This window comes from Sphingomonas sp. SP5 (genome assembly GCF_058313455.1).
Window position 1 is genome coordinate 107,597 of the sequence record NZ_JBZFLF010000005.1, and the last position, 23,972, is coordinate 131,568.

The 23,972-nt window shown below is 70.2% G+C and carries 22 protein-coding genes; 7 read left to right on the forward strand and 15 right to left on the reverse strand.

The genetic code is table 11. The features are described from left to right. Positions 1 to 14: 14 nt before the first annotated feature. From tilS to AC4GY7_RS13355, 11 genes are all read right to left on the reverse strand, one after another. The gene (gene tilS, locus AC4GY7_RS13305) at positions 15 to 1,028 is read right to left on the reverse strand and encodes a tRNA lysidine(34) synthetase TilS (protein WP_491114960.1); all 1,014 of its coding nucleotides are present in this window, start codon (positions 1,026 to 1,028) and stop codon (positions 15 to 17) included. After that, complete coding sequence (locus tag AC4GY7_RS13310) at positions 991 to 1,932, reverse strand: hypothetical protein (RefSeq protein ID WP_491114963.1); 942 nt, start codon at positions 1,930 to 1,932, stop codon at positions 991 to 993. The genes tilS and AC4GY7_RS13310 overlap by 38 nt, the downstream gene beginning before the upstream one ends. A 75-nt stretch (positions 1,933 to 2,007) precedes the next feature. Then, positions 2,008 to 2,979 carry a helix-turn-helix domain-containing protein gene (locus AC4GY7_RS13315; RefSeq protein ID WP_491114965.1) on the reverse strand — a complete coding sequence of 324 codons (972 nt, stop codon included), beginning with the start codon at positions 2,977 to 2,979 and terminating at the stop codon, positions 2,008 to 2,010. A gap of 80 nt (positions 2,980 to 3,059) precedes the next feature. Next, a complete protein-coding gene (ptsP, locus tag AC4GY7_RS13320; RefSeq protein ID WP_491114967.1) occupies positions 3,060 to 5,333 on the reverse strand; it encodes a phosphoenolpyruvate--protein phosphotransferase in 2,274 nt (757 codons plus the stop codon). A gap of 207 nt (positions 5,334 to 5,540) precedes the next feature. Beyond that, positions 5,541 to 6,569 (reverse strand): Holliday junction branch migration DNA helicase RuvB, encoded by a 1,029-nt coding sequence (gene ruvB, locus AC4GY7_RS13325; RefSeq protein WP_491114969.1) that lies wholly within the window; start codon positions 6,567 to 6,569, stop codon positions 5,541 to 5,543. A 38-nt stretch (positions 6,570 to 6,607) separates the two neighbouring features. Beyond that, entirely contained in the window at positions 6,608 to 7,213 is a 606-nt protein-coding gene (locus tag AC4GY7_RS13330) for a PilZ domain-containing protein (protein WP_443584363.1), read from the reverse strand. Next, the gene (locus tag AC4GY7_RS13335; RefSeq protein ID WP_491114971.1) at positions 7,210 to 7,458 is read right to left on the reverse strand and encodes a hypothetical protein; all 249 of its coding nucleotides are present in this window, start codon (positions 7,456 to 7,458) and stop codon (positions 7,210 to 7,212) included. The genes AC4GY7_RS13330 and AC4GY7_RS13335 overlap by 4 nt, the downstream gene beginning before the upstream one ends. A 4-nt stretch (positions 7,459 to 7,462) precedes the next feature. After that, on the reverse strand, positions 7,463 to 12,439 hold the full coding sequence (locus AC4GY7_RS13340; RefSeq protein ID WP_491114973.1) for a hypothetical protein: 4,977 nt from the start codon (positions 12,437 to 12,439) through the stop codon (positions 7,463 to 7,465). 70 nt (positions 12,440 to 12,509) lie between these two features. Next, positions 12,510 to 13,628 carry a hypothetical protein gene (locus AC4GY7_RS13345; RefSeq protein WP_491114975.1) on the reverse strand — a complete coding sequence of 373 codons (1,119 nt, stop codon included), beginning with the start codon at positions 13,626 to 13,628 and terminating at the stop codon, positions 12,510 to 12,512. Positions 13,629 to 13,666: 38 nt separating this feature from the next. Beyond that, positions 13,667 to 14,200 (reverse strand): hypothetical protein, encoded by a 534-nt coding sequence (locus AC4GY7_RS13350; protein ID WP_491114977.1) that lies wholly within the window; start codon positions 14,198 to 14,200, stop codon positions 13,667 to 13,669. 11 nt (positions 14,201 to 14,211) lie between these two features. Next, on the reverse strand, positions 14,212 to 15,105 hold the full coding sequence (locus tag AC4GY7_RS13355) for a hypothetical protein (protein WP_491114979.1): 894 nt from the start codon (positions 15,103 to 15,105) through the stop codon (positions 14,212 to 14,214). Positions 15,106 to 15,193: 88 nt separating this feature from the next. Here AC4GY7_RS13355 and AC4GY7_RS13360 point away from each other — a divergent pair, with 88 nt between their 5' ends. Next, positions 15,194 to 15,451 (forward strand): hypothetical protein, encoded by a 258-nt coding sequence (locus tag AC4GY7_RS13360; protein ID WP_491114981.1) that lies wholly within the window; start codon positions 15,194 to 15,196, stop codon positions 15,449 to 15,451. Between the two features lie 6 nt (positions 15,452 to 15,457). Here the strand turns inward: AC4GY7_RS13360 and AC4GY7_RS13365 are convergent, their stop codons facing one another. Then, positions 15,458 to 15,931, reverse strand: a complete 474-nt coding sequence (locus AC4GY7_RS13365) for a hypothetical protein (protein WP_443584370.1) — start codon at positions 15,929 to 15,931, stop codon at positions 15,458 to 15,460. Between the two features lie 194 nt (positions 15,932 to 16,125). On the opposite strand from AC4GY7_RS13365, the gene AC4GY7_RS13370 reads away from it, so the two are divergent. The 5 genes from AC4GY7_RS13370 to AC4GY7_RS13390 all read left to right on the forward strand — a co-directional run bounded on the left by AC4GY7_RS13370 (position 16,126) and on the right by AC4GY7_RS13390 (position 21,629). Beyond that, the gene (locus tag AC4GY7_RS13370) at positions 16,126 to 17,208 is read left to right on the forward strand and encodes a type III polyketide synthase (protein WP_491114983.1); all 1,083 of its coding nucleotides are present in this window, start codon (positions 16,126 to 16,128) and stop codon (positions 17,206 to 17,208) included. Next, positions 17,205 to 17,894 (forward strand): methyltransferase domain-containing protein, encoded by a 690-nt coding sequence (locus AC4GY7_RS13375; RefSeq protein WP_491114985.1) that lies wholly within the window; start codon positions 17,205 to 17,207, stop codon positions 17,892 to 17,894. Before AC4GY7_RS13370 ends, AC4GY7_RS13375 begins: the two co-directional genes overlap by 4 nt. Beyond that, the gene (locus AC4GY7_RS13380; protein WP_491114987.1) at positions 17,873 to 18,955 is read left to right on the forward strand and encodes an NAD(P)/FAD-dependent oxidoreductase; all 1,083 of its coding nucleotides are present in this window, start codon (positions 17,873 to 17,875) and stop codon (positions 18,953 to 18,955) included. The genes AC4GY7_RS13375 and AC4GY7_RS13380 overlap by 22 nt, the downstream gene beginning before the upstream one ends. Before the next feature lie 39 nt (positions 18,956 to 18,994). Beyond that, positions 18,995 to 19,396, forward strand: a complete 402-nt coding sequence (gene msrB, locus AC4GY7_RS13385) for a peptide-methionine (R)-S-oxide reductase MsrB (RefSeq protein WP_443584374.1) — start codon at positions 18,995 to 18,997, stop codon at positions 19,394 to 19,396. Positions 19,397 to 19,472: 76 nt separating this feature from the next. Beyond that, positions 19,473 to 21,629 (forward strand): transglycosylase domain-containing protein, encoded by a 2,157-nt coding sequence (locus tag AC4GY7_RS13390; protein WP_491114990.1) that lies wholly within the window; start codon positions 19,473 to 19,475, stop codon positions 21,627 to 21,629. Here the strand turns inward: AC4GY7_RS13390 and AC4GY7_RS13395 are convergent. From AC4GY7_RS13395 to AC4GY7_RS13405, 3 genes are read right to left on the reverse strand one after another with little or no spacing between them, the layout of a single operon-like run. Continuing rightward, positions 21,605 to 22,279, reverse strand: a complete 675-nt coding sequence (locus AC4GY7_RS13395; RefSeq protein WP_491114992.1) for a M48 family metallopeptidase — start codon at positions 22,277 to 22,279, stop codon at positions 21,605 to 21,607. The two genes, AC4GY7_RS13390 and AC4GY7_RS13395, sit on opposite strands and share 25 nt — an antisense overlap. Then, positions 22,276 to 22,704 (reverse strand): YcgN family cysteine cluster protein, encoded by a 429-nt coding sequence (locus tag AC4GY7_RS13400; RefSeq protein WP_443584377.1) that lies wholly within the window; start codon positions 22,702 to 22,704, stop codon positions 22,276 to 22,278. The genes AC4GY7_RS13395 and AC4GY7_RS13400 overlap by 4 nt, the downstream gene beginning before the upstream one ends. Further along, complete coding sequence (locus AC4GY7_RS13405) at positions 22,701 to 23,309, reverse strand: SCO family protein (RefSeq protein WP_491114994.1); 609 nt, start codon at positions 23,307 to 23,309, stop codon at positions 22,701 to 22,703. The genes AC4GY7_RS13400 and AC4GY7_RS13405 overlap by 4 nt, the downstream gene beginning before the upstream one ends. 63 nt (positions 23,310 to 23,372) lie before the next feature. On the opposite strand from AC4GY7_RS13405, the gene AC4GY7_RS13410 reads away from it, so the two are divergent. Then, positions 23,373 to 23,969, forward strand: a complete 597-nt coding sequence (locus AC4GY7_RS13410; protein ID WP_443584379.1) for an ankyrin repeat domain-containing protein — start codon at positions 23,373 to 23,375, stop codon at positions 23,967 to 23,969. The last annotated feature ends 3 nt before the right edge of the window (positions 23,970 to 23,972 follow it).

Consider the following 23,972-nt stretch of genomic DNA (forward strand, 5'->3'; position numbering starts at 1 on the left):
CGGATTTACACCGATCAAGCGTTGCGACGGGCTGGCGCGGGCCGAAATCGCCACATTTCGCCCTGCGGCATGGCCAAGACGCCCGCCTGGGTCGCGCGCTTGCCCGCCGCCAGCGCATCGAGCAGTGCCTCGATATTGGCCGAGTCGCTCCAACGCGGTGCCACCACGTCCGCCGATTCGATGATCCGGCCGATCGCCCGCCGTGCCAGCCGTCGCCTGAGTTCGCGCGGCAGGCCCGCCACGTCGATCCGGATGCCCCGCCCGCTCGGGCTCGCCCGCTCCGCCCACAGCCAGTCGACGATCGCGCGGACGTCGGCGTCCGCCTCCGCCAGTGCGGCCGCCGATCGGGCGAGCTGCGGCGGCCCGAGCCATTCGTTGGCGTCGAGCAGCCGACGGAAGCGGGTGCGATCGTGGGCGGGATCATGGTTGGAAGGATCGTCGACGAACGGCACCTCCGCCCGGCGAACGATCGCGCGCAATTCGGCCCGCCGCCATTCCAGCACCGGCCGCACCACCACCGCCCCCTCGATCACCGCACGCGGCCTGACGCCGGCAAGCCCCGCAATCCCCGATCCGCGCGCCGCGCGCATCAGAAAGGTTTCGGCCTGATCGTCGACGTGATGCGCAGTCGCCAGCGCCTCCGCCCCGATCGCCTGGGCGTGGGCGGCGAGCAGGCGATAGCGGGCATGACGCGCCGCCGCCTGGATGCTGGCACCGGCGATCGGCACCTCGGGCACCAGCGTCGCGTGCGGCACGCCCAGCGTCGCGCAATGCGTTGCGACCATCGCCGCCTCCGCCGCCGCCTGGGGCCGCAACCGGTGATCTACGGTGGCGACGGCAATGCCGCCGGGAAAAGCAGCGTGGGCAAGCGTCAGCATCGCCATGCTGTCCGGCCCGCCAGACACGGCAAGCAGCACCCGCGCACGCACGGGCTCGCCCAGCGCGCGCGTCAGATCGTGGTGGAACCGCTCCGCCTCCTGGGCGAAGGGGTCACTTGCACTTGGCGGCGGTACGGCCCTTCTCGACATCGGCCTTCATGCTCGAAGAGATCTTGGTGCCGTAGACGTCGGTCAGCTCGCCGTAGACCTTGCAGGCATCGGCCGGCTTGTTGAGCTTCATCAGCGCCTGGGCGAGATAATAGAGGCTGTCGGGCGCACGTTCGCCGTCCGGCATCTTCTTGTAATTGTCGTAGAAGGCCATGGAGGCGAGGCTCGGCTTGCCTTCGTCCAGATAGGCGCGGCCGAGCAGGTTTTGCGCATAGCTCGCCCGCCGGTGCTTGGGATAGGTAGCGACCACCTTCTTGAGCTGCGCTTCGGCCTCGGGGTATCGTTTCGCCGTCCACAGGCGGTAGCCGTAAAGATATTCGTCCTCCGGCGTGTCTCCGCTCGACGGCTTGTCGACCTTCGCGGCGTTCGCCGACGGCGCGGTATCGCCCGCTGCGGCGACCGCGGCCGGAGTGGCAGTGACCGGAGTCCGCGTCGGCCGCGCCGGCGCATCGCTGCCCGTACCATCGTCACCCAACGGCGCGGACGCCGGGGCACCCGCCAGCACCGGCGTCGTCGCCAGCGATTGCAGCTTACCGTCGGTGGTGCGCTTGTACGCCTCGAACTGGTCCTGCAGCTGACGCAGTTTATAGCCGTTTTGCTCGATCTGGTTGGTCATCGACGCGAGCTGCTGTTCGAGCGCGGTGACGCGGCTGGTCAGGTCGGCGACCGCGCTGGTCGCGGGCACCCCGCCGATGCTCTGCGGCGTATCGGGGCGGGTGATCTCGGGCTGGAGATACTGGCCGGCCCCGCCCGGAAAGACCTTGCGCTGCACCGCGCGCATCTCGCTCTCGAGCTTGCCGACGCGGCCCTCGACATTGCTCTGCGCCGTGGCGGCGGCCGGGATCAGGATGGTGGAGGCGGCAAGCGCCCAGATGATCGTACGCATGGTCAAGGCACCCCCCGGCGCGACATTGGTGGATTAACGGGCGTCATAGCTGCATCCGCGCACCTGTCGCCAGCCTTAAGGTGCCGACGAATTGCCAGTCGCCGCAGGTTCTTGGCTCGATTGCAGGTTGGCGCGCGCCGTGTCGTCCTCGGCGGCACGCGGGGTCCGGCGCTCGCGACGCGGCCGCTCCGCTTCCCGTCCCGCCGTCTCTCGCGACGCCGTGGCGCTGGCCGACGGCGTCGGCGCGGGCTGGCCGGCGAGCCGCGCCGCGATCGCCGGGCCGCTGACCCGCACGTCCTTGATCGCGCGGCTGCCATCGCCGAGCGGCGGAATCGCCGACCCGTTCAGCGTCACTGCCAGCTTGTCGGGACGGCCGACGTTGATCTTGGGATCGTTGGCGCCCGCGGGCACCACGAAGCGTTCGCCCGGCTTCATCGTGCCGAGGTACAGCGTCTTGTTGTCAGCATCGTAGACGCGCAACCAGACCTCGTCGTTGGCGGTCAGCACCACCTCGCCGCCGGTCGGCGGGGCCGGCGATGCGGCGGGCGTCGGCTTGGGCGCGATCGTCTGCGCGACCACGGTTTCGTCGGCGGGCGCACTCGTCTGCGGGCGGAACAGGCCGGTGCCATACCACAGGCCGACAAGGATCAGCACGGCGAGCGCGATGCCGACGCCCAGGGCCGCGACCCCGCGCGAGGGCACGCGGGCCGGATCGGCCGTCTCGTACGGCACATATTCGGGCTGGCGCGGCCCCAGCCGGTCGAGCTCGCGGCGCACGTCCTGCGCGATGGCGACCTCGTCGACGCCGACGGCGCGTGCATAGGCCTTGGAGAAACCCATCGCATAGGTCGGCGAGGGCAGCGCCGTATAATCGCCCGCTTCCAGCGCTTCCAGGTGACGCTGCGGCACGCGGGTGCGCGCGGCGACCTCCGCCAGGCTCAGCCCCCGGCTGTCCCGCGCATCACGCAACCGCTCGCCCGGCCGGGCCGGGGGAACAGGGTTCGGGTTGGGCTGGCCGGGATCGACCTCGTCCATTCGTGTCTCCAAGGGAGGGTGCGCTGACGGGCGCGACATTCCTCCATGCCTTACGGCAAGTCAACGCAAGCGCCACCCGGTTCGGCGGCGTTTCAGGCCAGATCGACGCCGTGCGCCCCCGCCCAGTCGGTCAGCGCGGCCCGCATGTCGCGCGGCGGCCGGCCAACGAGTTCGGCGACGAAGGCGCGGCAGGCGGCATGATCCAGGCTGCGCACCATCGCCTTGATCGGGCCGATCGCCGCCGGCGTGATCGACAGCCGGTCGATGCCGAGCCCGATCAGCGCCATCGCCTCCAGCGGCCGCCCGCCCATCTCGCCGCACACCGCCAGCGTCACCCCCGCTTCGCGCGCGGGTGCGATGACGCGGGCCAGAAAGCGCAGGATCGACGGGCTGAGCCAGTCGTAGCGTTCGGCGAGCTTGGGATTGGCGCGATCCGCGGCGAACAGGAATTGCGTCAGGTCGTTGGTGCCGACCGACAGGAAATCGATCTCCGGCAGCAGCAGGTCGAGCTGTTCGGCGAGCGCCGGCACCTCCAGCATCGCGCCGTAGCGGATCTCAACCGGCAGCCGCCGGCCGCGCTGGCCGAGCCAGTGGCGCTGCGCCTCGAACAAGGCCTTGGCCTCGGCGAACTCCCACGCCTCTGACACCATCGGGAACATGACGTTGAGCGTGCGGCCCGCCGCCGCCTCGATCAGCGCGCGGGCCTGCACCTTCATCAGGCCGTCGCGATCGAGCGCCAAGCGCAGCGCGCGCCAGCCCATCGCCGGATTCTCCTCGTCGGCATCCGCCTTGTTGAGATAGGGCAAGGCCTTGTCGCCGCCGATGTCGACCGTGCGGAAGATCACCGGCCGATCGCCGGCGGCGTCCAGCACCTCCTTGTACAGGCGCTGCTGCCGCTCGCGCTGGGGCAGCGTCGCCGACACGAGGAACTGGAACTCGGTGCGGAACAGGCCGATGCCGTCGGCGCCGGTGATGTCCAGTGCGGCGACGTCGTCGCGCAAGCCCGCGTTGACCATCAGCGTGATGCGATGGCCGTCCTGCGTCTCGGGCGGCACGTCGCGCAGCGCGGCGAAGGCGGCCTTGCGCTTCTGGCGCAGCGCCAGCTTGGCTTCGAATGCCTCTTCCATCGCCGCGGAAGGGCGCGCGAACACATTACCCGCAACTGAATCAAGCAGCAGCAGGTCGCCTTCCGCGATCAGCCGCCGCACGTCGCGGACGCGGCCCAACACCGGCACCCCCATCGCACGCGCGACGATGGTAACGTGCGCGGTCAGCGATCCTTCTTCCAGCACCACGCCCTTCAGCCGCCGCTTGTCGTATTCGAGCAGTTCGGCAGGACCCAGGTTACGGGCGATCAGGATCGTGTCCTGCCGCAGGCCGAGCTGCGCCGCCGTCCCCATCTGACCCGAGACGATGCGCAGCAGCCGGTTGGAGAGATCCTCCAGGTCGTGCATGCGGTCGGCCAGCAAGGGATCGTCGATCTGGCGCATGCGCTGGCGGGTGCGCTGCTGGACGCGCTCGATCGCGGCTTCGGCGGTGAGGCCGGAATCGATCGCCTCGTTGATCCGCCGCGCCCAGCCCTCGTCATAGGCGAACATCTTGTAGGTCTGGAGCACCTCCTCATGCTCGCCGCCGACGCCGAACTCCGCCTCGCGCGTCATGCGGTCGATCTGCTCGCGCATCTTGTCGAACGCGGCATAGACGCGGTGCCGCTCGGCATCGATATCCTCGGCGACGGTGTGCTCGACGACGATGCGCGGCTGGTGGAAGACGGCATAGCCCGACCCCATGCCCTCGACGAGCTTCTGGCCGAGCAGCCGCACCGCCGCGGTCGATTGCGGCCGGTTGCTCGCCGCGGCGGCGGTGTCGATCAGGCCGGCATTGGCGATCAGTTCGGACAGCACCATCGCCACCGTCTGCAACGCCTCGATCTCGACGTCCTGATAGCGGCGCTGTTCGCTGTGCTGCACGGCGAGGACGCCGACCGCGCGTTCGCGGCGGATGATCGGCACGCCGGCGAAGCTGTGGTAGCGTTCCTCACCCGTTTCGGGCTTGTAGGCGAAGTCGGGATGGCTCGCCGCTTCGTCGAGGTTCAGCACCTCGACATCCTCGGCGATCGTGCCGACCAGCCCCTCGCCCAGCGCCAGCTTGGTGACGTGCACCGCCGCCTGGTCCAGCCCGCGGGTCGCGAACAGCTCCAGCACACCTTCGCGAAGGAGGTAGATCGAGCACACCTCGCTATCCATCGCCTCGGCGATGATGCCGACGACGGCATTGAGCTTGGCCTGGGCCGGATTGCGACCAGCCATCACGTCGTGCAGGCGGGTGAGGATTTCGCGGGCGGAGGCGGCGGCCGAGCTGGGCATGACGCTACGGCTAACAGATGCCGCGGCCGGGTGCCACGCAACATTGTGTGGGGTGCGTGAGGAAAGTCGTGGGACCGGATCCTCCCCGGCACGGGGAGGTGGCGCGCTCGCAGAGCGTGACGGAGGGGGATATCCTCATAGGACAACGCTTGCGGAGAGCCCCCTCCACCAGCTTCGCTGGTCCCCCTCCCCGTGCCGGGGAGGATGTCAGGGCGTGTCGAACAATCCGTCCTGACTGCCGACGGGCGGGTTGAGGCCGAGGTGCTTCCAGCCGCCGGCATTCAGCACGCGGCCGCGGGCGGTGCGGGCGACGAGGCCGAGCTGGATGAGGTAGGGTTCGATCACCTCCTCGATCGTGTCGCGCGGTTCGGAGAGGCCGGCGGCGAGCGTTTCCACGCCCACCGGGCCGCCGCGGTAGATATCGGCGATCATGTGGAGGTAGCGCCGGTCCATCGCGTCGAGGCCGAGCGAATCCACCTCCAGCCGGTTGAGCGCGCGATCCGCGGCGATGCGATCGACGGTGACCGTGCCCGCGACATTGGCGAAATCGCGCACCCGGCGCAGCAGCCGGCCGGCGATGCGCGGGGTGCCGCGCGCACGCCGGGCGATCTCGCCCGCGCCATCGGGGGCGATCGCGAGGTCGAGCAGCCCGGCGGCGCGCGTCACCACCCGCGTCAGTTCCTCCACCGTATAGAATTGCAGGCGCACCGGGATGCCGAAACGGTCGCGCAGCGGCGTCGTCAGCAGCCCCTGCCGCGTCGTCGCGCCGACCAGGGTGAAGCGCGGCAGGTCGATCCGGACCGAGCGCGCCGACGGCCCCTCGCCGATCATCAGGTCGAGCGCGCGATCCTCCATCGCCGGGTACAGCACCTCCTCCACCGCCGGCTGGAGGCGGTGGATCTCGTCGATGAACAGCACGTCGCCGTCCTCGAGGTTGGTGAGCAGGGCGGCAAGATCGCCCGACTTGGCGATGACGGGGCCGCTGGTCGCGCGGAAACCGACGCCCATCTCGCGCGCGATGATCTGCGCGAGCGTCGTTTTGCCGAGGCCGGGCGGGCCGAAGAACAGCACATGGTCGAGCGCATCGCCGCGGCTGCGCGCCGCCTCGATGAACACGCGCAGGTTCTCGCGCGCCGCCTGCTGGCCGACGAATTCATCGAGGTTCTTGGGCCGAAGGGCGGCATCGACGTCCTCGGGGCGGCGGCTGGCGGAGAGGAGGCGGTCGCTGTCGGTCACGTTCCGTTCCGTAGCGCCGCCCGCCGCCGCGGGCAAACCTATCCGCAGCCGAGCACGCGCGAGAGGAGCGCGAGCGACAGCGGCTCGCAGAAGCGGAAGCCGAAGCGGTCCTCGCGCGTCCAGCAGATGGTGCCGAAGGCGGCGGCGTTCACCTCCGGCAGCAGCACGCTGCCCGCCTGGCCGCTGCATACCGCAGCGTCGCTGCGCAACTTCACCCCGCCGGGCGAGATATCGAGGATATCGACCGCGATCCGCCGGTCGGCAATGCGCAGGCTGGCGGTCGCCGCCATCGCGAAGCGCGGCGTGCGCGCGACGAGGCCGCGATCATCGCGCAGGCGGAAGATGGTGTCGATGCGCTGCGCCACGTCGAATTCGACACCCGCCTTGTAGCCGTTCACCCAGCGCACCGTCGCCGCCACCTCCGCCAGCCCGCGCACCGCGATCCGCAGCCGCTCGCCGACCACCGGCATTGCGGTGAAGCGCGCCATCAGGCCGTGTTCGGAGATATCGTGGACGAGGCAGGCGGATTCGGCCGCCGCATGCGCGACGCGGCCGATCAGCAGCACGCTGGCATGCCGCTTGTCGCGGCGCTGGTCGCGGGGTGGCGGGGCGAGCGCCGGGATGGCGATGGGAGCGTGCATCATCGGTCGGTGCGGTCCTGCGCGAAGGCGGTGGGGCGGGAAGCGGCGGTGCGGATCATCCGCGAACGGAACTTGACGCGTTGCCAGAAGGTCGCGTCGGTCACCCGCCATTCGCGGATGGCGGTGGAGACCTGCGCGTCGATCAGCGTTTCGGCGTCGACCCGCGGCAAGGCGGCGTAGCGGCGGGCGAGCGCCTCCAGCGAGGGCAAGGTGGCGCTATGGCCGGGGGGCAGGCAGGATGCGGGCATGGCGTTAGGTTCCGAACAAGGCGCGGGTCGCGCCGCCTAGCGAGAGCTGGTCGAACTTGAGGCGCATCGTCACGTACGGCCCTTGCCGGGTGTAGCGATCGTCCTCGAAGTCGCGGTCGCGGTAGCCGGCGATATTGTAGCCGGCGCTGATCCACAGGTTGGCGGCGGGCGAGACGCCGACGGACGGGCCGCCGCTCCACGACCAGACGTTGCGGCTCCAGGCGTGCTGCACCGAGCCGGTGACGCCGATGTCGAACCGGGTGCCGATATCCTGCCTGAGGTCGAAGCCGACCACGTCGATGAACCCGTCGTAGGTATCGTCGGCATAGCGGCCGGCGACGTACTTGGCGCCATAATAGACGGTCGCTTCGATGCCGTGGCCGAGCCCTTCGGGACCGCTGCGATAGTTGAGCGCGAGATTGTTGACGACGCGGCTGGTCACCTGGTCACCGGCGCCATAGGCGGGCACGCCCAGCACGTTGCCGTCGTCGAACGCACCGTCCGCACTCTCGTGGCGGAATTCCAGCCGTTCGAGCAGCGACCAGCGGCTGTCGAGCGGCCGCCAGGCGAGCGCGAGGTCGGCGCTCGCCTGTGTCGCCAGCGCGCCGGAGGCGTTGCGGACGCGGAAGGCGCGCAGGCTCGACGCGATCGTCCGCCCCTCGCCCAGGCTGCGCAGCAGGCTGGTGACGAGGCCGAAGCGATCGTCGTTGCGGCCGTCGCGATATTCGATGCGGCCGGTCCACGACCAGCGGGCGGCGCGATAGGTGGCGCCGAGCGTCGCCGCGGTGAAATCGGCATCGCCCTGGCCGTTGCCGCCGCCGCCAATCGTGCCGCCCGAGGCGACTGGCTGGAAGGCGTTGATGACCGCGCCCTGGGGGATGCGCCCGCGCACCGTGCTGGTCGCGTCCCAGGTCGCATCGACCGACCAGCGCTTGCCGAGCGGGAGCGACTGGCTGAGGCCGTATTGCGCGTAGGTCCGCCCGCCGTTCTCGCCGATCGCCTGCTGGTTCAAGGTGCTCATCAGCTTGGCGCCGGTCCAGGGCGCGACGTCGAAGCCGACCTGCGCGGTGTGGGCGGTATAATCCTTGCCGCTGGCGATCTCATAGCCGGTAAGCAGGCGGATGCCCTGCTTCACCTTCCACGCCGCGGTGATCTGGTGGCGGACGGGGAAGTCGACCGAGGCCTTGTCGCCGCCGGGCGCGAACTGCGTCTGGCCGGCGAGCGTCAGCCTGCCGCCGAACAGCGACTGGGTACCGCCGAGGGTGAGCAGCCGCGAATCGCGGTCGGCACCGTCGAGGCCGCGATCGGCGGCGAACTGGCCGCCGACGAAGACGGTGCCGGTGGCGCGGCGGTATTCGAGCCGCGCCTCGCCCGCGGTGCGCGTCGCCGGGCTCAGCAGCATGTCCTGATACCAGGCGGTGCCGGTCACGCTCAGCCGGTCGGTGAGCGCGTAGCGGCCGTCGAGCCCGAGCTTGCGCGTGCCTGCCTCGACGAGGTTCTGCTGGCCGACGCCGAAGCCGCCGTCCTGCTGACGCACGTAACCCAAAAGGTCGAGGCCGCCGCCGTGATGCTCCGCCTCGGCGAGGAAGGCGATGTCGCGGCCGATGCCGCGCTTGCCACCCGCGGCGAACTCGCCGCGCAATTCGGTGGCGGCACCGATCCGCGCCTTGACGTCGGCGCCGGCGACGGTCGCGTTGCCGGCGGTTTCGTCGCGGATCACGCTGGCGCCGACGGTGACGCGGCCGAGCTTGGCGGCGACGCGCGCGGCGGCGGCGAGCTTTTCCGTCCTGCCGCCCTCGACCTCGTAATCGGCGACGATGAAGATGGGGTTGAGGCCGGCGTCGCGGCTCAGCACCGGCTCGCGGAAGCGCACCGTGCCGAGATCGACGTCGATGTCATAGTCGATGTGGCGGGTCAGCTGCGTCGAGGAGACGATCAGTTCCGAACGGAAGCGGTCGCGCACCTCGATCCGCAACTTGTCGCTGTTGGGCACGATGCCGCGGGCGCGCAGGCGATAGGGGCCGCTGAGCCCGTTGCCCTGGATTTCGTCGCGGGCATAGAGCGTGTCCGTCTTGGCGGCGAAGCCCTGCACCGACAGCGTCGCGCCCTCATAGGCCGCCTTCACGCCGTTGAGCGTCCGGCTGTAGCGGGTCAGCTGCGTATCGGTGAAACCCGTCTCGAAATCGCCGAACAGCGCGTAGAATTCCCGGCGTTCGAGGCGCAGGTACAGCTTGCGGCGGGTGGCGGCGTCATAACCCTGCGCGCTGCCGTCGCCATAGACGGTGTAATAGCGGTTGGGATCGATCGTACCGAGCAGGCCGCGCGTCGGATCGTAGGCGCGGTCGCTGTCATAGGCGATCGTCATCAGCCACGATCCCTTGATCCGCCCCTTGGCGTAGAAGGCGAGCTGGCCGTCGGTGACGACCGCGTTGCGCTGCGAGCGGGGCAGCGAGCGACCGTGCCTGCTCAGCATGTCGTAGCCGACGCTGCCGGCGCCGAAGCCGACGACCATCCAGTCCTGCTGCGCCGCCTCCAGCCAAGCGCGGATCTCGCTGGTGCGAACCTGGCGGTCCTCCTGCAGCGACACCACCGCATGCACCGCGCCCGCCTGCGTCGTCGGCTGCAGCGCGATGAAGGCATAGCCGTCGTCGCCGGCGACGCGCGCGGTGGTGGCGCTACGCTCGCGGCCGGCAAGCTGGCGGCCTTGCTCCAGCGCCGCCTCGATCGCCGCCTGATAGGGTTGGTCGACGCGGAACGGCACCAGAGTGCCGGCGCGCACCGGCCGCCCGTCCTTGTCGGTGACGCGCACCGCGATCAGCGGGCGGTTGAGCCCATCGGCCTTGAGCCGGCTCTTCGCGGCATCGAAGGTCGCGCGCACGGGGGCGCCGGCATAATGGACGTGGCGCTCCAGCGTCTCGACCACGCGGCCATCCTCCGCCAGCACGCGCGCGACGAGGCGATTGTCGCCCGGCTGAAGCGGCAGGCCGGTCCATTTCGACACCGCCACCGCGCCGGCACCGTCGCTGCCGTCGAAGGCGAGCGGATCGGTGGCGCGGCCGTTGACGGTCAGCGCGACCCGCTGGCCGGGAGCATGCTGGATCGCGACGCGCAGCACCGGCGCGCGCGGGTTGTGGTCGACCGCGGGGAACAGCCAGCCGATGCCGGGCGCCTGACCCGTCAGCCATTCGCGATTGCCCGCCGCATCGGCATCGCTCGCGACCGCGATCGGCAGCGCATCGTTCGCCGCAGCCTTCTGCCCGGTCGGCCGCAGCTGGAAGTCGACGCGCTTCAGCACGCCGCCTTCCGCTTCGACGAAGCGGGAGATGGCGCTCTTCGCCTGGCGCGTGTCGATGTCGCAGGCGACGGGGGCGTGGCTGGCGGGAACGCTCGCGATATCGAGCTGGACGACGTGGCGGCCCGGCCGCACGCCCTCGAAATGGTACAGGCCGTCGCGGTCGGTGACGACGAAGGTGCCGTCCTCCAGCAGTAGGCGGATGCCGGCGACGCCCTTGCGCTTGGCAACGGGGTCGCCGCAATCGCCCTCGGTCACGCGGCCGATCACGGTCATGGCATCGGTGAACAGCAGCGGGCGCAGGCGGACCGAGGCCGCCGCCGCGTTGCTGGTGACGCGCGCGGCGCCGGACACCTGCGCGCGGTTCAGCGCCTCGCCGGAGGGGGCGCCGGGTGCGACGGTGACGACATAGCGGATCTCGGCGGTGGTATTGGCGGGGATGGCAGGGATCGCGAAGCTGAGGTTGCGGCCGTCGGCCGTCACGCTCGGTTCGGCGCCGCCGCGGGTCGAGCCCCGCTCGTAGCGCAGGCCCTGCGGCAGATAGTCAAACAGGGTGAGCCCGGTCGCCGTCACGCTGTCGCGATTGCGCACCTGGATGCGATATTGGATGAAGTCGCCCGGCGAGGCCTCGCGCACCGAGGCGGTCTTGGTCAGCAGCAACGTGCCGTCGCCCGGCCGGTCGAGCGGCACGTCGACATAGACGGGGTTCTGGTCGACCAGCGTCAGGAAACCGCCGTAGCTCGCATCGGCGATGATGAATGGGTCGCCCGCCGGATCCTTCAGCGCGGCGAGCGTCGCGCGGTCGACCACCGAGGGCGCGGTATAGTCGCCCGGCGGCACGATCTTGAGCGAATAGCGGCCCGGCCGCGCGAAGGGGAAGCGGAAGCGCCCCGGCATCGCTGCATAGCGCCGGCCCGATGCGTCGGTGACCGCGGCCCCGCTGACGACCGTGGCGGGATAGCGGCTGGTGCCGTCGTCGCCGAAGACGACCGCAGGCTGGCCCGATTCGTCGAGCAGCGTCACCTCGGCGCCGTCGACCACCTCGCCGGTGCGCGAATCGAAGACATAGCCGGCGGGATCGATCAGCAGGTCGATCGTCGAGCCGTAGCTGTATTCGTCCTCGGTGAAGCTCAGCCGCAACCGGTCGCCGCGCTTCAGGTGGAGCGAACAGGGCGCCAGATTGGGATCGCTGGCGTCGTTGGCGGCCGGCACCGCGCCGGCGAACACGCCGGTATCCGCCCCCGTTTCCAGCAGCGGCAGCTTGCCGGACATGCGGCCGGTGTCGAAATCGACGAACACCGTCTCGCGCACCAGCGGGTCGCGATTGTTGCCCTCGGCATCGATCACCATGACGAGCGGCGAGGTGACGTCCACGGCGGCGAGCCGGGGCGCGGCGGCCAGCGTCGCGGCATCGATCGGCGCGGGCGTGAACATCGGCGGATTGCCTTCGCATCGCATGCCGGTGGGCACGTAGCCCTGGGGCAGCAGGCGGAAGGTGAAGCTGGTCGGCCGCTTCGCACGCTCGGTATCGAAGCCGACGGCGTTGGATTGCACGACCTGGTCCGCGCCGCCCGACCGATAGGTGAGCGTCGCCACATTCTCGACATGCGTCTGCGCCGCCGCCGGCAGGGCAGCGCCAAGACCTGCGAGACAGGCGAGCATGCGAAGGAAGGGGCGGACGATGGGCATGAGCGGGGCCGTGTCCCGGCGCGAGGGGGGCCGCGCCGGGAGGATGGCAACTCCTTGCTGAGGGGTGGGCTTAGTTGATCTTGACGCGGAAGCTCGCCGCGACGGACGTGCCGCCCGCCAGCGTCGGGATCGTCGCCGTCACCGTCTTGGTGCTGGCGTTGAACGACCCGGTGTAAGGTCCCGCCGCCTGGCTGCCGTCGTCGTTCTGCGGGAAGCCGTTGAGCAGGCAGACGCCGCCGACGCCGATGCCGCCGACCGTGATCGATCCGGGCACATAGGTGGTGTTGGCGGGGATCACGTCGGTCAGGTTGACGCCGCTCGCCGGGGTGAGGAGGGTCGCGTTGGTGACGGTGAGGCAATATTGCACGATCGCCCCGGGCAGCGCCTTGGGATTGATCGTACTGACCCCGTCGGTGATGACCGCGGCGGTCTTCGTCACCGACAGGTTCACGCTGTGCACGCCGACCTCGTACGAGGCATAGGCCCAGCCCTGGCCGTTGCGCGGCGCGTCGTAGCCGAGCACGCCGTCATTGTCGTCGTCGGCGAAGACGACGTCGATCTCATTGTCCTGGTTCAGCGTGTTGAGCGGCGTCGGGATCAGCGCCGTACCGGCCGTGCCGCTCGCGCCGCCGGTCGCGACGGTCGCATCCAGCCCGACCTGCGCCATCGAGGCGAGAGGCGAGGTGGGGATATCGCCGACGATGAACACCGTGGCGCGGCCGTCGGCGGGCAGTTCGTCGATGAAGTTGGCGGTGTCGACGCCCGGATCGTAGGTGCCGTTGTTGTTCGAATCGACGTAGATCTTGAGGTTGGCGAGATCGAAATTATCCGTGCCGGTCAGGATGCCGGCCGGGATCAGCTGGTTGGCCGCCAGCAGGAAATCCTGCGTGCCGTTGGTGTTGTTGGTCACCTGGAACGTCGTCACCGCACCGGTCTGGCCCAGGTTGACCTGCGTTGCGGCATTCTGCGTCGTGATGACGGTCAGGTTGACCTTGCGGTCGACGACGAAGGTCGCGGTGTTGGACGTCGCCGTGCCGGCGGCACCGTTGACGGTGTAGCTGGCGGTGGCGGTGTTGGTGATGGTGGTACCGGCGGCGGTGCCGGTGGTGGACTGCGCATGCGCGGTCCCGATCGACGCCAGTCCGGCCGTTCCGGCCAGCAACCAGCGCCGCGCCCCTGTTGCGGTCATCGGTGTTGCTCCTTGCTTGGTAATCGTGTGGGGGAAATTCACTTGAGGACGGCCTGGAATGCGCGTTCACCCCCCTGCCCGGCCGCCAGCGTGCCAGGGAGGCGCCACCGCACGTGGGTGATATCGGCGGCACCCGCCGCGCGCGTCCCGCCATCGGGCGTGGCGACGCGCAGGTCGGCAAGGGCGCCATAGGTCTTGCCGTCGACCGACACCTCGGGCGCCTCCGCCGCCGCGCCGCGATAGAGGACGTTGCGCGGCACCGGATTGGCGAGCACGACATTGCCCAGCGCCGCCGACCCGGTGTTGCGATAGGCGACCACGACGGTGATCCGGTCGCCCGGCACCGCTCGCGCCGCCGGCACCAAAGTGGTGCGGGTCGAGCCGTCGGACGCGGCGACGCGCCGTTCCACCATCATGCGCGTGGTGACGGTGAGCGGGCCTTCGGAGGTTGCAGGCTTGGCGGCGGTTGCAGGCCTGGCGGCGGTTGCAGGCTCGGCGGCGGCCGCAGGCGCGGGCATGGCGGCGCATGCGATGCCGGCGGCGACCACCGCGGCCAGGGAACGGGTAGTCATGGCAGGATTCCTCATCGGATAGTGACCTGGAACTGGACGGTATGGGTGGTGAAGCCGCCGACCGGGCCGAGCGCGACGCTGATCGCCCGGTCGTCGGCGCGGCCGGCATCGTCGTCCGCCGCATCGGTGAGGGGGACGGCATCGAGCATCAGGCTGCCGGGCAGATAGGCGGTGCCGGCGGGGATCGGATCGTCGATCCGCGCCGCCGCCGAAGAGCCGGCGAAGCGTGCCTCCAGCCGATAGGTGACGACCGCACCCGTCACCGGGCGGCTCGACCCGTCGGGCGCGCGCACGCTCTGCGATTTGGAGAGTACCGGCACCGCCGCCGCGCGCACGCCGATCGGCACCGCGACCGCGGCGAGCGCGCCGGTCGCCCCGGTCACCGCCGTGGCGCCGCCGTCGCCGGCCTTGGCGAACGCCGTGCCGGCAGGACCGCTGCCGGTCGCGGCGCGCGCCTCGACGCTCAATGCGGCGACCGTGATCCGCTCCGCGGCGGGATCGAGCAGCACGACGAGGCGCACCGCCTCGCCTGCATCGAGCAGCGGGGTGCGGCGGTCGGTCAGCACCCTGTCGACGGCCGGATCGAAGCGGCCGTCGCCATCGGCATCGATCGCGATCAGCCGCACGGCGACGCTGGCATCGGACGGCCGGGCGGCGATATCGAAGGCTTCGCGCCCGTTGCCCGTGTTGGTGAGCCGGAGCGGGATCGCGGCGCCTTCGGCGGGCACGTCGATCGCCACGTCGTCGGTACGGGCGAGCGCGACGTCGAGCCGCTCGGCGACCAGCATCGCGACCGGATTGGATGGCAGGCTGTACGTGCCCTCGCCCTCGCGCACCGTGACGGTCGCAACGTTGGTGACCAGCGTACCGGCCCGCGTCTCCGCCCGCGCCGTATTCACCGGCACCAGGCAAGCAAGCAGCGCGCACGACGACGTCAGGATGGCGGCATCGTGCCGCCAGATCCCACCTCTACTTGCGCTGAAGACTCGCAAGATGCGCAATGCCCGCCCCGTTTCTATGCCCGGGGCTGAAAATCGGCTGCGCTACTTAAACAAAACCTACAAAACCAATTCGACGATCGATAGTTACGATGCACCCGTTCCGGTGATCGGGCAGCGGATCGTACCTGGTGCCCCCGCACGAGGGCGATCCACCCCCGCGGGCCGGGAATCGACTGTGATTCCGATCGGTACAGTCATGCTGTCCTACATCGATTTCGTTGCAATCCAGCGGCTTACCGCCGAGATTTGAACCGTTTCAGGCGGCGCCAAGCCGGCGCAGATAGGCGGTGACGGCGGTGTAGCCCGAATCGCTCAGCGAGATTTCCATCCGCCGCCGGTCGACCGGATCGATCACGCGGTCGACCAGCTTCAGCTTGTGGAGGTGATCGATCCAGCGTTGCGAGGTGGTGACCGGCGCATGCGCGCTCGCCACCAGCGTCTTGACGTTCATCGTCCGGCGCTCCTCGTGCGCGACGAACAGCGCCAGCAGCATGTCCCAGGCCGGTTCGTGGAACAGCTCGGCCGGGAAGTGATCGAAGCGGGCCATGCGCTGCGCCAGCAGCTGCTTGGCGAGTTCGCGCGCCTCCGGTTGCGGCGGCGCAGGCAGGTCGGCGGGCACATCGCGTCCCCCGCCGGTCAACTGGTCGGCGCGGGTGCCGAATTCCGTCGCGATCGCAGAGAGCTGCGTCGTCAGGTCCTTGACCAGACCGGCGATGGATTCATGTGGCACGTCGCATTCCCCAAAAAGCGTCGTCAGCTCCGTTCCCGCTATCACCGACGTGCCAAAAAACACAAGTATATCCGCCATATGGCCTTTTAAGGCCGGCGAACATCGGCCGCGCCGACCCGCCTGCATCCTTTACGCCGGCAGATGCGTTGCTGCGGCATGCCGGCACCGTTTCTAAGTGCCTAAAAAGGTTTCAGGTGTCGCCAGTTTCATCCGGTCATCCCACCGCGCACATCCAGGCGATCGGCACCGCCGTTCCGGCGCAGGACGTCCACGCCGCCTTCATCGACTGGGCGGCCGAGCGGGTCGAGCCACGCATGCGGCCGGTGTTCGCCCGCATGGCGGCGCGGGCCGGCATCGCGCACCGCTGGTCGGTGCTGGCCGCCGCGGACGGCGGCAGCCCGGTGGCGCCCGGCGGGTTCTACGCCGGCGAGCACCCCGGCACTGCCGCGCGGATGGAAACCTATGCGCGCGAAGCTCCCGTCCTCGCGCTCGCCGCCGTCGCCGATCTCGCCACGCAGGCGGACTTGTCGGGCATCACCCATCTGGTGGTGGCGAGCTGCACCGGCTTCGTCGCACCGGGCATCGACCAGATCATCGCCGCTCGGCTCGGCCTGTCGCCCGACACCGAGCGGCTGCTGATCGGCTTCATGGGCTGTTACGCCGCGGTCGTGGCGCTGCGCAGCGCCCGCCATATCGTGCGATCCGATCCGGCGGCACGCGTACTGGTGGTGACGGTGGAACTGTCCTCGCTGCACCTGCAGGATACGAACGCGCTCGAACCGTTGCTCGCCATGCTCCAGTTCGGCGACGGCGCCGCCGCGGCGCTGGTCAGCGCAGAGCCCCAGGGTATTGCGCTCGGCCGGCCGTTCGCCGCGACGCTGCCCGACAGCGCCGCACTGATCCGCTGGACGATTACCGACACGGGCTTTGCGATGCATCTCGACGGGGCGGTGCCGGCGCGGATCGGCGCGGCGCTGGGCGATGCCGATTTCGCCACGGCGGTCACCGGCGCAGCCGATCCCGCCTCGCTGTTCTGGGCGGTGCATGCCGGCGGCCGCTCCATCCTGGACGCCGTGCAACAGGCACTGGCGCTGCCCCGCGAAGCGCTCGGCGCGTCGCGGGCGGTGCTGGCGGACAATGGCAACATGTCGTCGGCGACGCTGATGTTCGTGCTCGCCCGCCTGCTCGCCGATCCCCCACGGCAGGCCGAGGGCGTGGCGCTCGCCTTTGGTCCCGGCCTCGCCGCCGAGGGGCTGGCGTTGCGCCGCGCGGCATGAGCCTTGCCGTCCGCGCCGAGGCGGAGGAGCTGATGGACGCCGACGACCTGCCGGCCGACGTCTATGCCGCGGTGGTCGCCGACCTGGCGCGGGTCAACACGGTGACGCTGGCGGCGCGCCCGACGCTCGCCTTCCTCGATCGCGCGGTCGGGCAGCGGCGCAGGCTGCGGCTGCTCGACGTGGGTTATGGCGATGGCGACATGCTGCGCCGGATCGCGCGCTGGGCGGCGCGGCGCGGCATCGTCGCCGAACTGGTCGGCATCGACCTCAATCCGCGCAGCGAGGTCGCAGCGCGTGCGCATAGCCCGCGCGACCTGCCGATCGAGTGGCGGACCGGCGATTATGCCGATCTCGCCGGCGAGGGCTGGGATGTCGTCCTCTCCAGTCTCGTCGCGCATCATATGACGCGGCCTCAGCTGATCGCCTTCCTCCGCTTCATGGAGCGCGAGGCGGCTTGTGGCTGGCTGGTCAACGACCTTCATCGCCACGGCTTCGCACATCGCGGGTTTCCGCTGCTCGCCCGCCTCGCCCGCTGGCACCCGATCGTGCGGCACGACGGCACGCTGTCGATCGCCCGCTCCTACCGCCCCGCCGAATGGCCGCCGCTGCTCGCCGCGGCAGGGATCACCGATGCGCGCGTGTTCCGCGCCTTTCCGTTCCGGCTGTGCGTCGAACGGCTGCGCTGATCGTCGGCGGCGGACCGGCGGGGTCGGCCGCGGCGATCCGGCTGGCGCGTGGCGGCGCCCGGCCGCTGCTGCTGGAGCGGCATGCCGATGGCGATGCACTGTGCGGCGGCTTCGTCAGCTGGCGCACGATCGAGCGCCTGATCGCCCTCGGCATCGATCCCGACCGGCTCAATCGCGACCGATTGACGCAGGTGACGCTGTTCGCAGGCAATCGTGTGCGCGAAGCGACACTGCCGCAGCCGGCGCTCGGCGTGTCGCGGCGGCGGCTGGACACGCTGTTGCGCGCCGCCGCCCTCTACGCCGGCGCCGCCGTGGAAAGCGGCGTGACGGTACGCACGATCGAAGGATCGACCGCGCAGCTGGCCGATGGCGCGACGATCGCCGGCGATGCGCTGTTCCTCGCCACCGGCAAGCACGACCTGCGCGGCCTCGCCCGCCCGGCGGCGGCGCGGGGCACGGATCCGACGCTGGGCCTGCGCGTGCGGCTGGCGCCCTCCCCCGCGCTGACGCAGGCGCTCGCGGGCCGGATCGAGCTGCACCTGTTCGATCGCGGCTATGCCGGCATCGCCTTGCAGGAGGATGGCAGCGCCAACGTCTGCATGGCGGTGCACCGGTCGCGATTGCAGGCCGCGGGCACGCCCGCCGATCTGCTCGCCGTGCTGGGCAGGGAATCACCCCGCCTCGGCGACCGGCTCGCCTCGCTCGCCGCCGACGCGGACGTCGATGCCATCGCCAACGTACCCTATGGCTGGCGGCAGCGCAGCGGCATGGCCGGCCTGTTCCGGCTCGGCGACCAGGCCGGCGTCATCCCCTCGCTCGCCGGCGAAGGCATGGGGATCGCGCTGGCGAGCGGCATGGAGGCCGCCGACGCCTTTCTGGCCGGCGGACCGGCGGCGGCGGCGCCCTGGCAGCGGCGCTTCGCCCGTGGCCTCGCCCGGCCGATGGCCGTCGCCGGCGCGGTCCGCCGCATCGCCGAGAGCCGTTGGTCGGCGGCCGCGATCTCGGCGATGCCGCCCGGACTGATCCAGGTCATGGCCCATGCGACCAGAATGGGGCCATGATGGTTGACGACGCCTCCGGCCCTCACGAAATTGGAAGCCATGGATCAGCTCAATCTCTCGGAAACCGAATGGCGCAAGCGGCTGACGCCGGCGCAATATCACGTCCTGCGCGAGGCAGGCACCGAACGCGCCTTCGCCGGCGCGCTCACCGACAACAAGGCGGACGGCCTGTATCATTGCGCGGCCTGTCACCTCGACCTGTTCGACAGCGCCGACAAATACGACAGCGGCTCGGGCTGGCCCAGCTTCACCCAGCCGATCGAGGCCGACCGGGTGGCGGACCATACCGACACCAGCCACGGCATGCGCCGCACCGAAACGCGGTGCGCGCGCTGCGACAGCCATCTCGGCCACGTCTTTCCCGACGGGCCGCCGCCGACCGGCCTGCGCTATTGCATGAACTCGATCGCGCTCGAATTCCGGGCGCGCAAGGCGGCCTGAGCCGCCGGACGGCTGCGGGGGCGTAGCGGGTTCGGCTTGTGGGGAACGCGGTTAACCGGTAGTTGCTGCGCCCTTCATGGCCCGTGCGCGCACCCCCCGCTCCGCTCCCGCTCCCCGCTCTCGCTGGCGCCGGCGGATCGTCATCACCTTGCAGGTCCTGATCGGGCTTGCGATCCTCGCTTTCGGGGCATTGGTGATCGCGGTCTATGTCGCGCGATCGCAATTGCCGAGCTTCGACGAGCTGAAATCGTCGCCCAACGGCCAGATGATCCGCGTCCATGCCGCCGGCGGCAGCGTGATCGCCTCGCTCGGGCCGAGCTATGGCGAATGGCTGTCGTACGACCGGATCCCGACCGTGATGCGCGAAGCGACGATCGCGGTGGAGGATCGCCGCTTCTACGAACATCCCGGCGTCGATCCGGTCGGCATCCTGCGTTCGTTCGTGGTCAACTACCAGCGCGGGCGCCGGGTGCAGGGCGGATCGACGCTGACCCAGCAGCTCGCCCGCACCGTGTTCCTCAGCAACCAGAAGCGGATCGGCCGCAAGTTCCGCGAAGCCATCCTGGCGCTCGCACTCGAACGCAAGTTCAGCAAGGAAGAGATCCTCGACCTCTACCTGAACAAAGTCTATTACGGCGGCGGTGCCTACGGGATCGATGCCGCCAGCCGCAAGTTCTTCGGCCATGGCGCAGAGCGACTTAGTCTTGCCGAAGCGGCGGTGATCGCGGGTCTTGTCAAGGCGCCGTCAAACTATTCTCCCACCGCCGACGTCGATGCCGCCAAGGGGCGCGCCGGCGTGGTCTTGCGGCAGATGGTTCGCGGCGGGTTCATCACTCAGGCGCAGGCCGACGCCGCCGATGTCGCGGACCTGAAGCTCAGCCCGGAACCGCGGCAGAACTCGGCGCGCTACTTCACCGACTGGGCGCTGCCGCAGCTCGACACGCTGATCGACGAGACGCAGGCGCCGCTGGAGGTGTGGACGACGCTGGACCTCGGCATGCAGCGCGATGCCGATGCCGCGATCCGTGCCAACGCCCCGCCGGGCGTGCAGGGCGCGCTCGTCAGCCTCGACCGCGACGGCGCGGTGCGGGCGATGGTCGGCGGCAAGGATTACGTGTCGTCGATCTACAATCGCGCGACGCAGGCGGTGCGCCAGCCGGGATCGGCGTTCAAGCTGTTCGTCTACCTCGCCGCGCTGGAGGCGGGCCACAAGCCAGAGGATACGATCGTCGACGAGCCCGTGACGATCGACGGCTGGAGCCCGCGCAACGATTCGCGCCGCAATTCCGGCTCGGTGACGCTGCGCACCGCCTTTGCCTATTCGCTCAACACGGTGGCGGCCAAGCTGGGGCAGGAGGTGGGCTTCTCCACCGTCGCCGACATGGCGCGCCGCTTCGGCATCACCACGCCGATCAACACCCATCCGGCGATGGTGCTCGGCACCAGCGACGTGCGCCTCATCGACATGACCCGCGCCTTCGCCAGCGTCGCCAACAAGGGCGTGGCGGTGACCCCCTATGGCATCACCCGCGTCACCGCCAACGGGCAGGAGATCTACCGGCACGAGGTGGATCGCAGCCGCGTGCTCGTCGCGCCCTATGTCGCGGCGGAGATGGTCGATCTGCTGCAGACCACGGTCAACACCGGCACCGGCCGCTCGGCGCAGATCGGCCGCCCGGTGGCAGGCAAGACCGGCACCACCACCTCGCTGAAGGACGGCTGGTTCCTCGGCTTCTCCAGCGGCCTCACCACGGGCGTGTGGATGGGCCGCGACGATGCCCGGCCGGTGTCCGGCCTGCACGGCGGCACCGCGCCGGCGCGCGCCTTCGCCGCGTTCATGAAGCCTGCCACCGCCAACCGGCCGATCGAACAGTTCGAGACGCAGGTGACGCTGCCCGAATGGCAGCTGGAGCCCGACGAAGAGGCGTATTTCGGCCAGCCCGACAATGGCACCGCGATGGTGGACGAGGACGGCAATCCGATCGCGGCGCCCTCGCGCGACGATGGGCAGCAGGCGGAGGATGACGGCGTGCCGCAGGCGCCGCCGACCCAGCCGCAGCAGCAGCTCGACGATCTGATCGATCGCGTCACCGGCCGCGATGCTCCCCGCGACGCCCCGCCGCCGCGCGAGGTGCAGCCCGATGGCCGGCGCGACGATCGGCGCCGCGACCTGCCCCCGCCCGTCCGCCAGCCGCTACAGCGGCCGCTTCAGGACGAACGCCCGATCCAGTGAAGCGCGGCACCGTGCGTGCGTAGCCAGGCGCGCGCCGGCGTCGGATCGGCACCGTACAAGCGCTCGACCAGCGCGTGGAAGACGGGCGCATGGTTCATGTGCACGCGATGCGCGACCTCATGCGCCACCGTCGCGCGCCGGACCCAGCCGGGCGCGAGGATCAGCCGCCAGCTGTAGCGGATCACCCCGTCGACGGCGCAGCTGCCCCAGCGCCCGCGCGCATCGCCGATCCCGACCCTGGCGACGGTGACGCCGGCCTTGGCGGCATAGTGCATCGTCTCGGCGGTCAGCAGGTCGAGCGCCTGCCGCTTCAGCCATGTCTCGACCCGGCGCGGCAGCGTTTCGATCGGCCCCGACAGCGACAGCGTGTCGCCGACCACCTCCACCCGACGCCGGGCACCCGGCTGCCACGCGATGGTCAGCGCCGCATCGGCGACGGTCAGCACCATGCCCGGCGCATAGGGCCGCGGCTGCGGCAGGGTGGCGCGCTGCGCGGCGATCCAGTCCGCCTTGCCCTGAGCCCAGGCCAGCGCCGGCTTCAACGCCGCGCGCTTGGGCACGACCAGCCGCACCGCGCCGCTCGCCGGATCGATCGACAGCCGTATCCGCCGCGCCGTGGGATGGCGGACGACCTCGAACGGCGTGGTCACAATTCGCGATCGATGACGTGGTTCTCGAGGTCGCCGACATCGGCTTCGCTCACCGTCCAGCCCCGCACGGAGATGCCGGCGGCGTGCACCGTCTCACGATCGCCGCTGATGAGGTAATGCCAGTCCCGCAACGGCTCGCCCGCCGCGCGCAGGCGGTAGGCGCAGGTGGAGGGCAGCCAGTCGATCCCGCGCACGTTGCGCGCGGTCAGCCGCACGCATTCGGGCACATAGGCGTGGCGGTGCTTGTAATCCGAGCAGAAGCCGCTGCGCCGGTCGAGCAACCGGCAGGCGACGTTGGTCGGCACGATGGCGCCGGTATCCTCGTCCTCCAGCTTGTGGATGCAGCATTTGCCGCAACCGTCGCACAGCGCCTCCCATTGCGCACGATCGAGCTGCTCGATCGGCAGCTCCCAGAAGTTCGTCATCTCGCCCAGCGCTTGATCTCGTCGGCCACGGCTTGCGGCCCCTTGTCGGAGGGCAGCAGCGCAAGCGGCTTGCCGTCCGGATCCATCAGATAGGTGGTGCGGCTGTGGTTCACCAGATAGCCTCCACCGGGCTGTGTCTCACCCTTGCCGGCATAGATGCCATAGGCCTTGGCGATGCCCGCGACCTGCTGCGGCGTGCCGGTCAGCCCCACCATGCGCGGGTGGAAGGCGGCGACGAAGCTCTTGAGCACCTTGGGACTGTCACGCTCGGGATCGACGCTGACGAACACCGGCACGATCCGGCGCGCGAGGTCGGGATCGCTGGCATCGACCATCGCCAGCCCCTTGCCGATCGCCGCCGCATCGATCGGGCAGACATCCGGGCAGAAGGTATAGCCGAAGTACATGATCCGGTACTTGCCGGCGAAATCGCGGTCGGTGACGGTGCGGCCGTCCTGGTTCACCAGCGTGAAGGGGCCGCCGATCCGGGCGCCGGCCAGTGGCGGTGCCTCCGTCGGCTGCGGCTGGCATGCGACGAGAGCGAACGCGGCGAACGGTACGGCGGCCCGCAGGAGACGGCGCAGGTCTGGGCGCAAAATGTTCATGACCACGCCAGCTGTGATCTGTTACCTGCGGCAGGGCAAGCCTTCCTCGTCAAGGGACCGTCCATGATCCGCCCGCGTCATCTTCTCCTGCTCGCTCTTGCCGCCGCCTCCGCGCCGGTCGCTGCGCAGCAGCAGTCGGAAAGCTACAAATTCCTGTCCGCGATCGAGAAGGAGGACGGCAAGGCGGTCACCACGATGATCGAGACGCCGGGCAGCACGATCATCAACACCAAATCGCCGACCACCGGCAAGGCCGCGCTGCACACGCTGATCGGCCATTCGGGCAGCATGTACGTGCAATATCTGTTGCAGCACAAAGCCGATCCCAACATCCGCGACGGCAAGGGCAACACGCCGCTGATGCTGGCGGCGTTGGCGGGCCGTGAAGACCTCGTCGACCTGCTGCTCGCCTACAAGGCGAATCCGAACCTCGCCAACCAGTCGGGCCAGACCGCGCTGATCCTGGCGGTCAACGCGCGCGAAGAGGCGATCGCGCGGACCTTGCTCAACAAGGGCGCCGATCCCGACCAGACCGACAACATGGCCGGCCTGTCGGCGCGCGACTATGCACTGCGCGACTCGCGCAACCCGATGATGGTCCAGCTGTTCAAGGATGCGCCCAAGAAGGCGCGCGCGCAGGTTGCCGGGCCGAAGTTCTGATCG

What these genes read in the sequence shown, in the direction of transcription:
- AC4GY7_RS13375 (WP_491114985.1), top strand. Translation starts at nt 17,205, where the DNA reads ATGAGCCTTGCCGTCCGCGCCGAGGCGGAGGAGCTGATGGACGCCGAC.
- tilS (WP_491114960.1), bottom strand. Translation starts at nt 1,028, where the DNA reads ATGTCGAGAAGGGCCGTACCGCCGCCAAGTGCAAGTGACCCCTTCGCC.
- ptsP (WP_491114967.1), bottom strand. Translation starts at nt 5,333, where the DNA reads ATGCCCAGCTCGGCCGCCGCCTCCGCCCGCGAAATCCTCACCCGCCTG.
- AC4GY7_RS13360 (WP_491114981.1), top strand. Translation starts at nt 15,194, where the DNA reads ATGCGCAATGCCCGCCCCGTTTCTATGCCCGGGGCTGAAAATCGGCTG.
- AC4GY7_RS13335 (WP_491114971.1), bottom strand. Translation starts at nt 7,458, where the DNA reads ATGCCCGCATCCTGCCTGCCCCCCGGCCATAGCGCCACCTTGCCCTCG.
- AC4GY7_RS13345 (WP_491114975.1), bottom strand. Translation starts at nt 13,628, where the DNA reads ATGACCGCAACAGGGGCGCGGCGCTGGTTGCTGGCCGGAACGGCCGGA.
- AC4GY7_RS13310 (WP_491114963.1), bottom strand. Translation starts at nt 1,932, where the DNA reads ATGCGTACGATCATCTGGGCGCTTGCCGCCTCCACCATCCTGATCCCG.
- AC4GY7_RS13350 (WP_491114977.1), bottom strand. Translation starts at nt 14,200, where the DNA reads ATGACTACCCGTTCCCTGGCCGCGGTGGTCGCCGCCGGCATCGCATGC.
- AC4GY7_RS13330 (WP_443584363.1), bottom strand. Translation starts at nt 7,213, where the DNA reads ATGATGCACGCTCCCATCGCCATCCCGGCGCTCGCCCCGCCACCCCGC.
- msrB (WP_443584374.1), top strand. Translation starts at nt 18,995, where the DNA reads ATGGATCAGCTCAATCTCTCGGAAACCGAATGGCGCAAGCGGCTGACG.
- AC4GY7_RS13405 (WP_491114994.1), bottom strand. Translation starts at nt 23,309, where the DNA reads ATGAACATTTTGCGCCCAGACCTGCGCCGTCTCCTGCGGGCCGCCGTA.
- AC4GY7_RS13400 (WP_443584377.1), bottom strand. Translation starts at nt 22,704, where the DNA reads ATGACGAACTTCTGGGAGCTGCCGATCGAGCAGCTCGATCGTGCGCAA.
- AC4GY7_RS13410 (WP_443584379.1), top strand. Translation starts at nt 23,373, where the DNA reads ATGATCCGCCCGCGTCATCTTCTCCTGCTCGCTCTTGCCGCCGCCTCC.
- AC4GY7_RS13340 (WP_491114973.1), bottom strand. Translation starts at nt 12,439, where the DNA reads ATGCCCATCGTCCGCCCCTTCCTTCGCATGCTCGCCTGTCTCGCAGGT.
- AC4GY7_RS13390 (WP_491114990.1), top strand. Translation starts at nt 19,473, where the DNA reads ATGGCCCGTGCGCGCACCCCCCGCTCCGCTCCCGCTCCCCGCTCTCGC.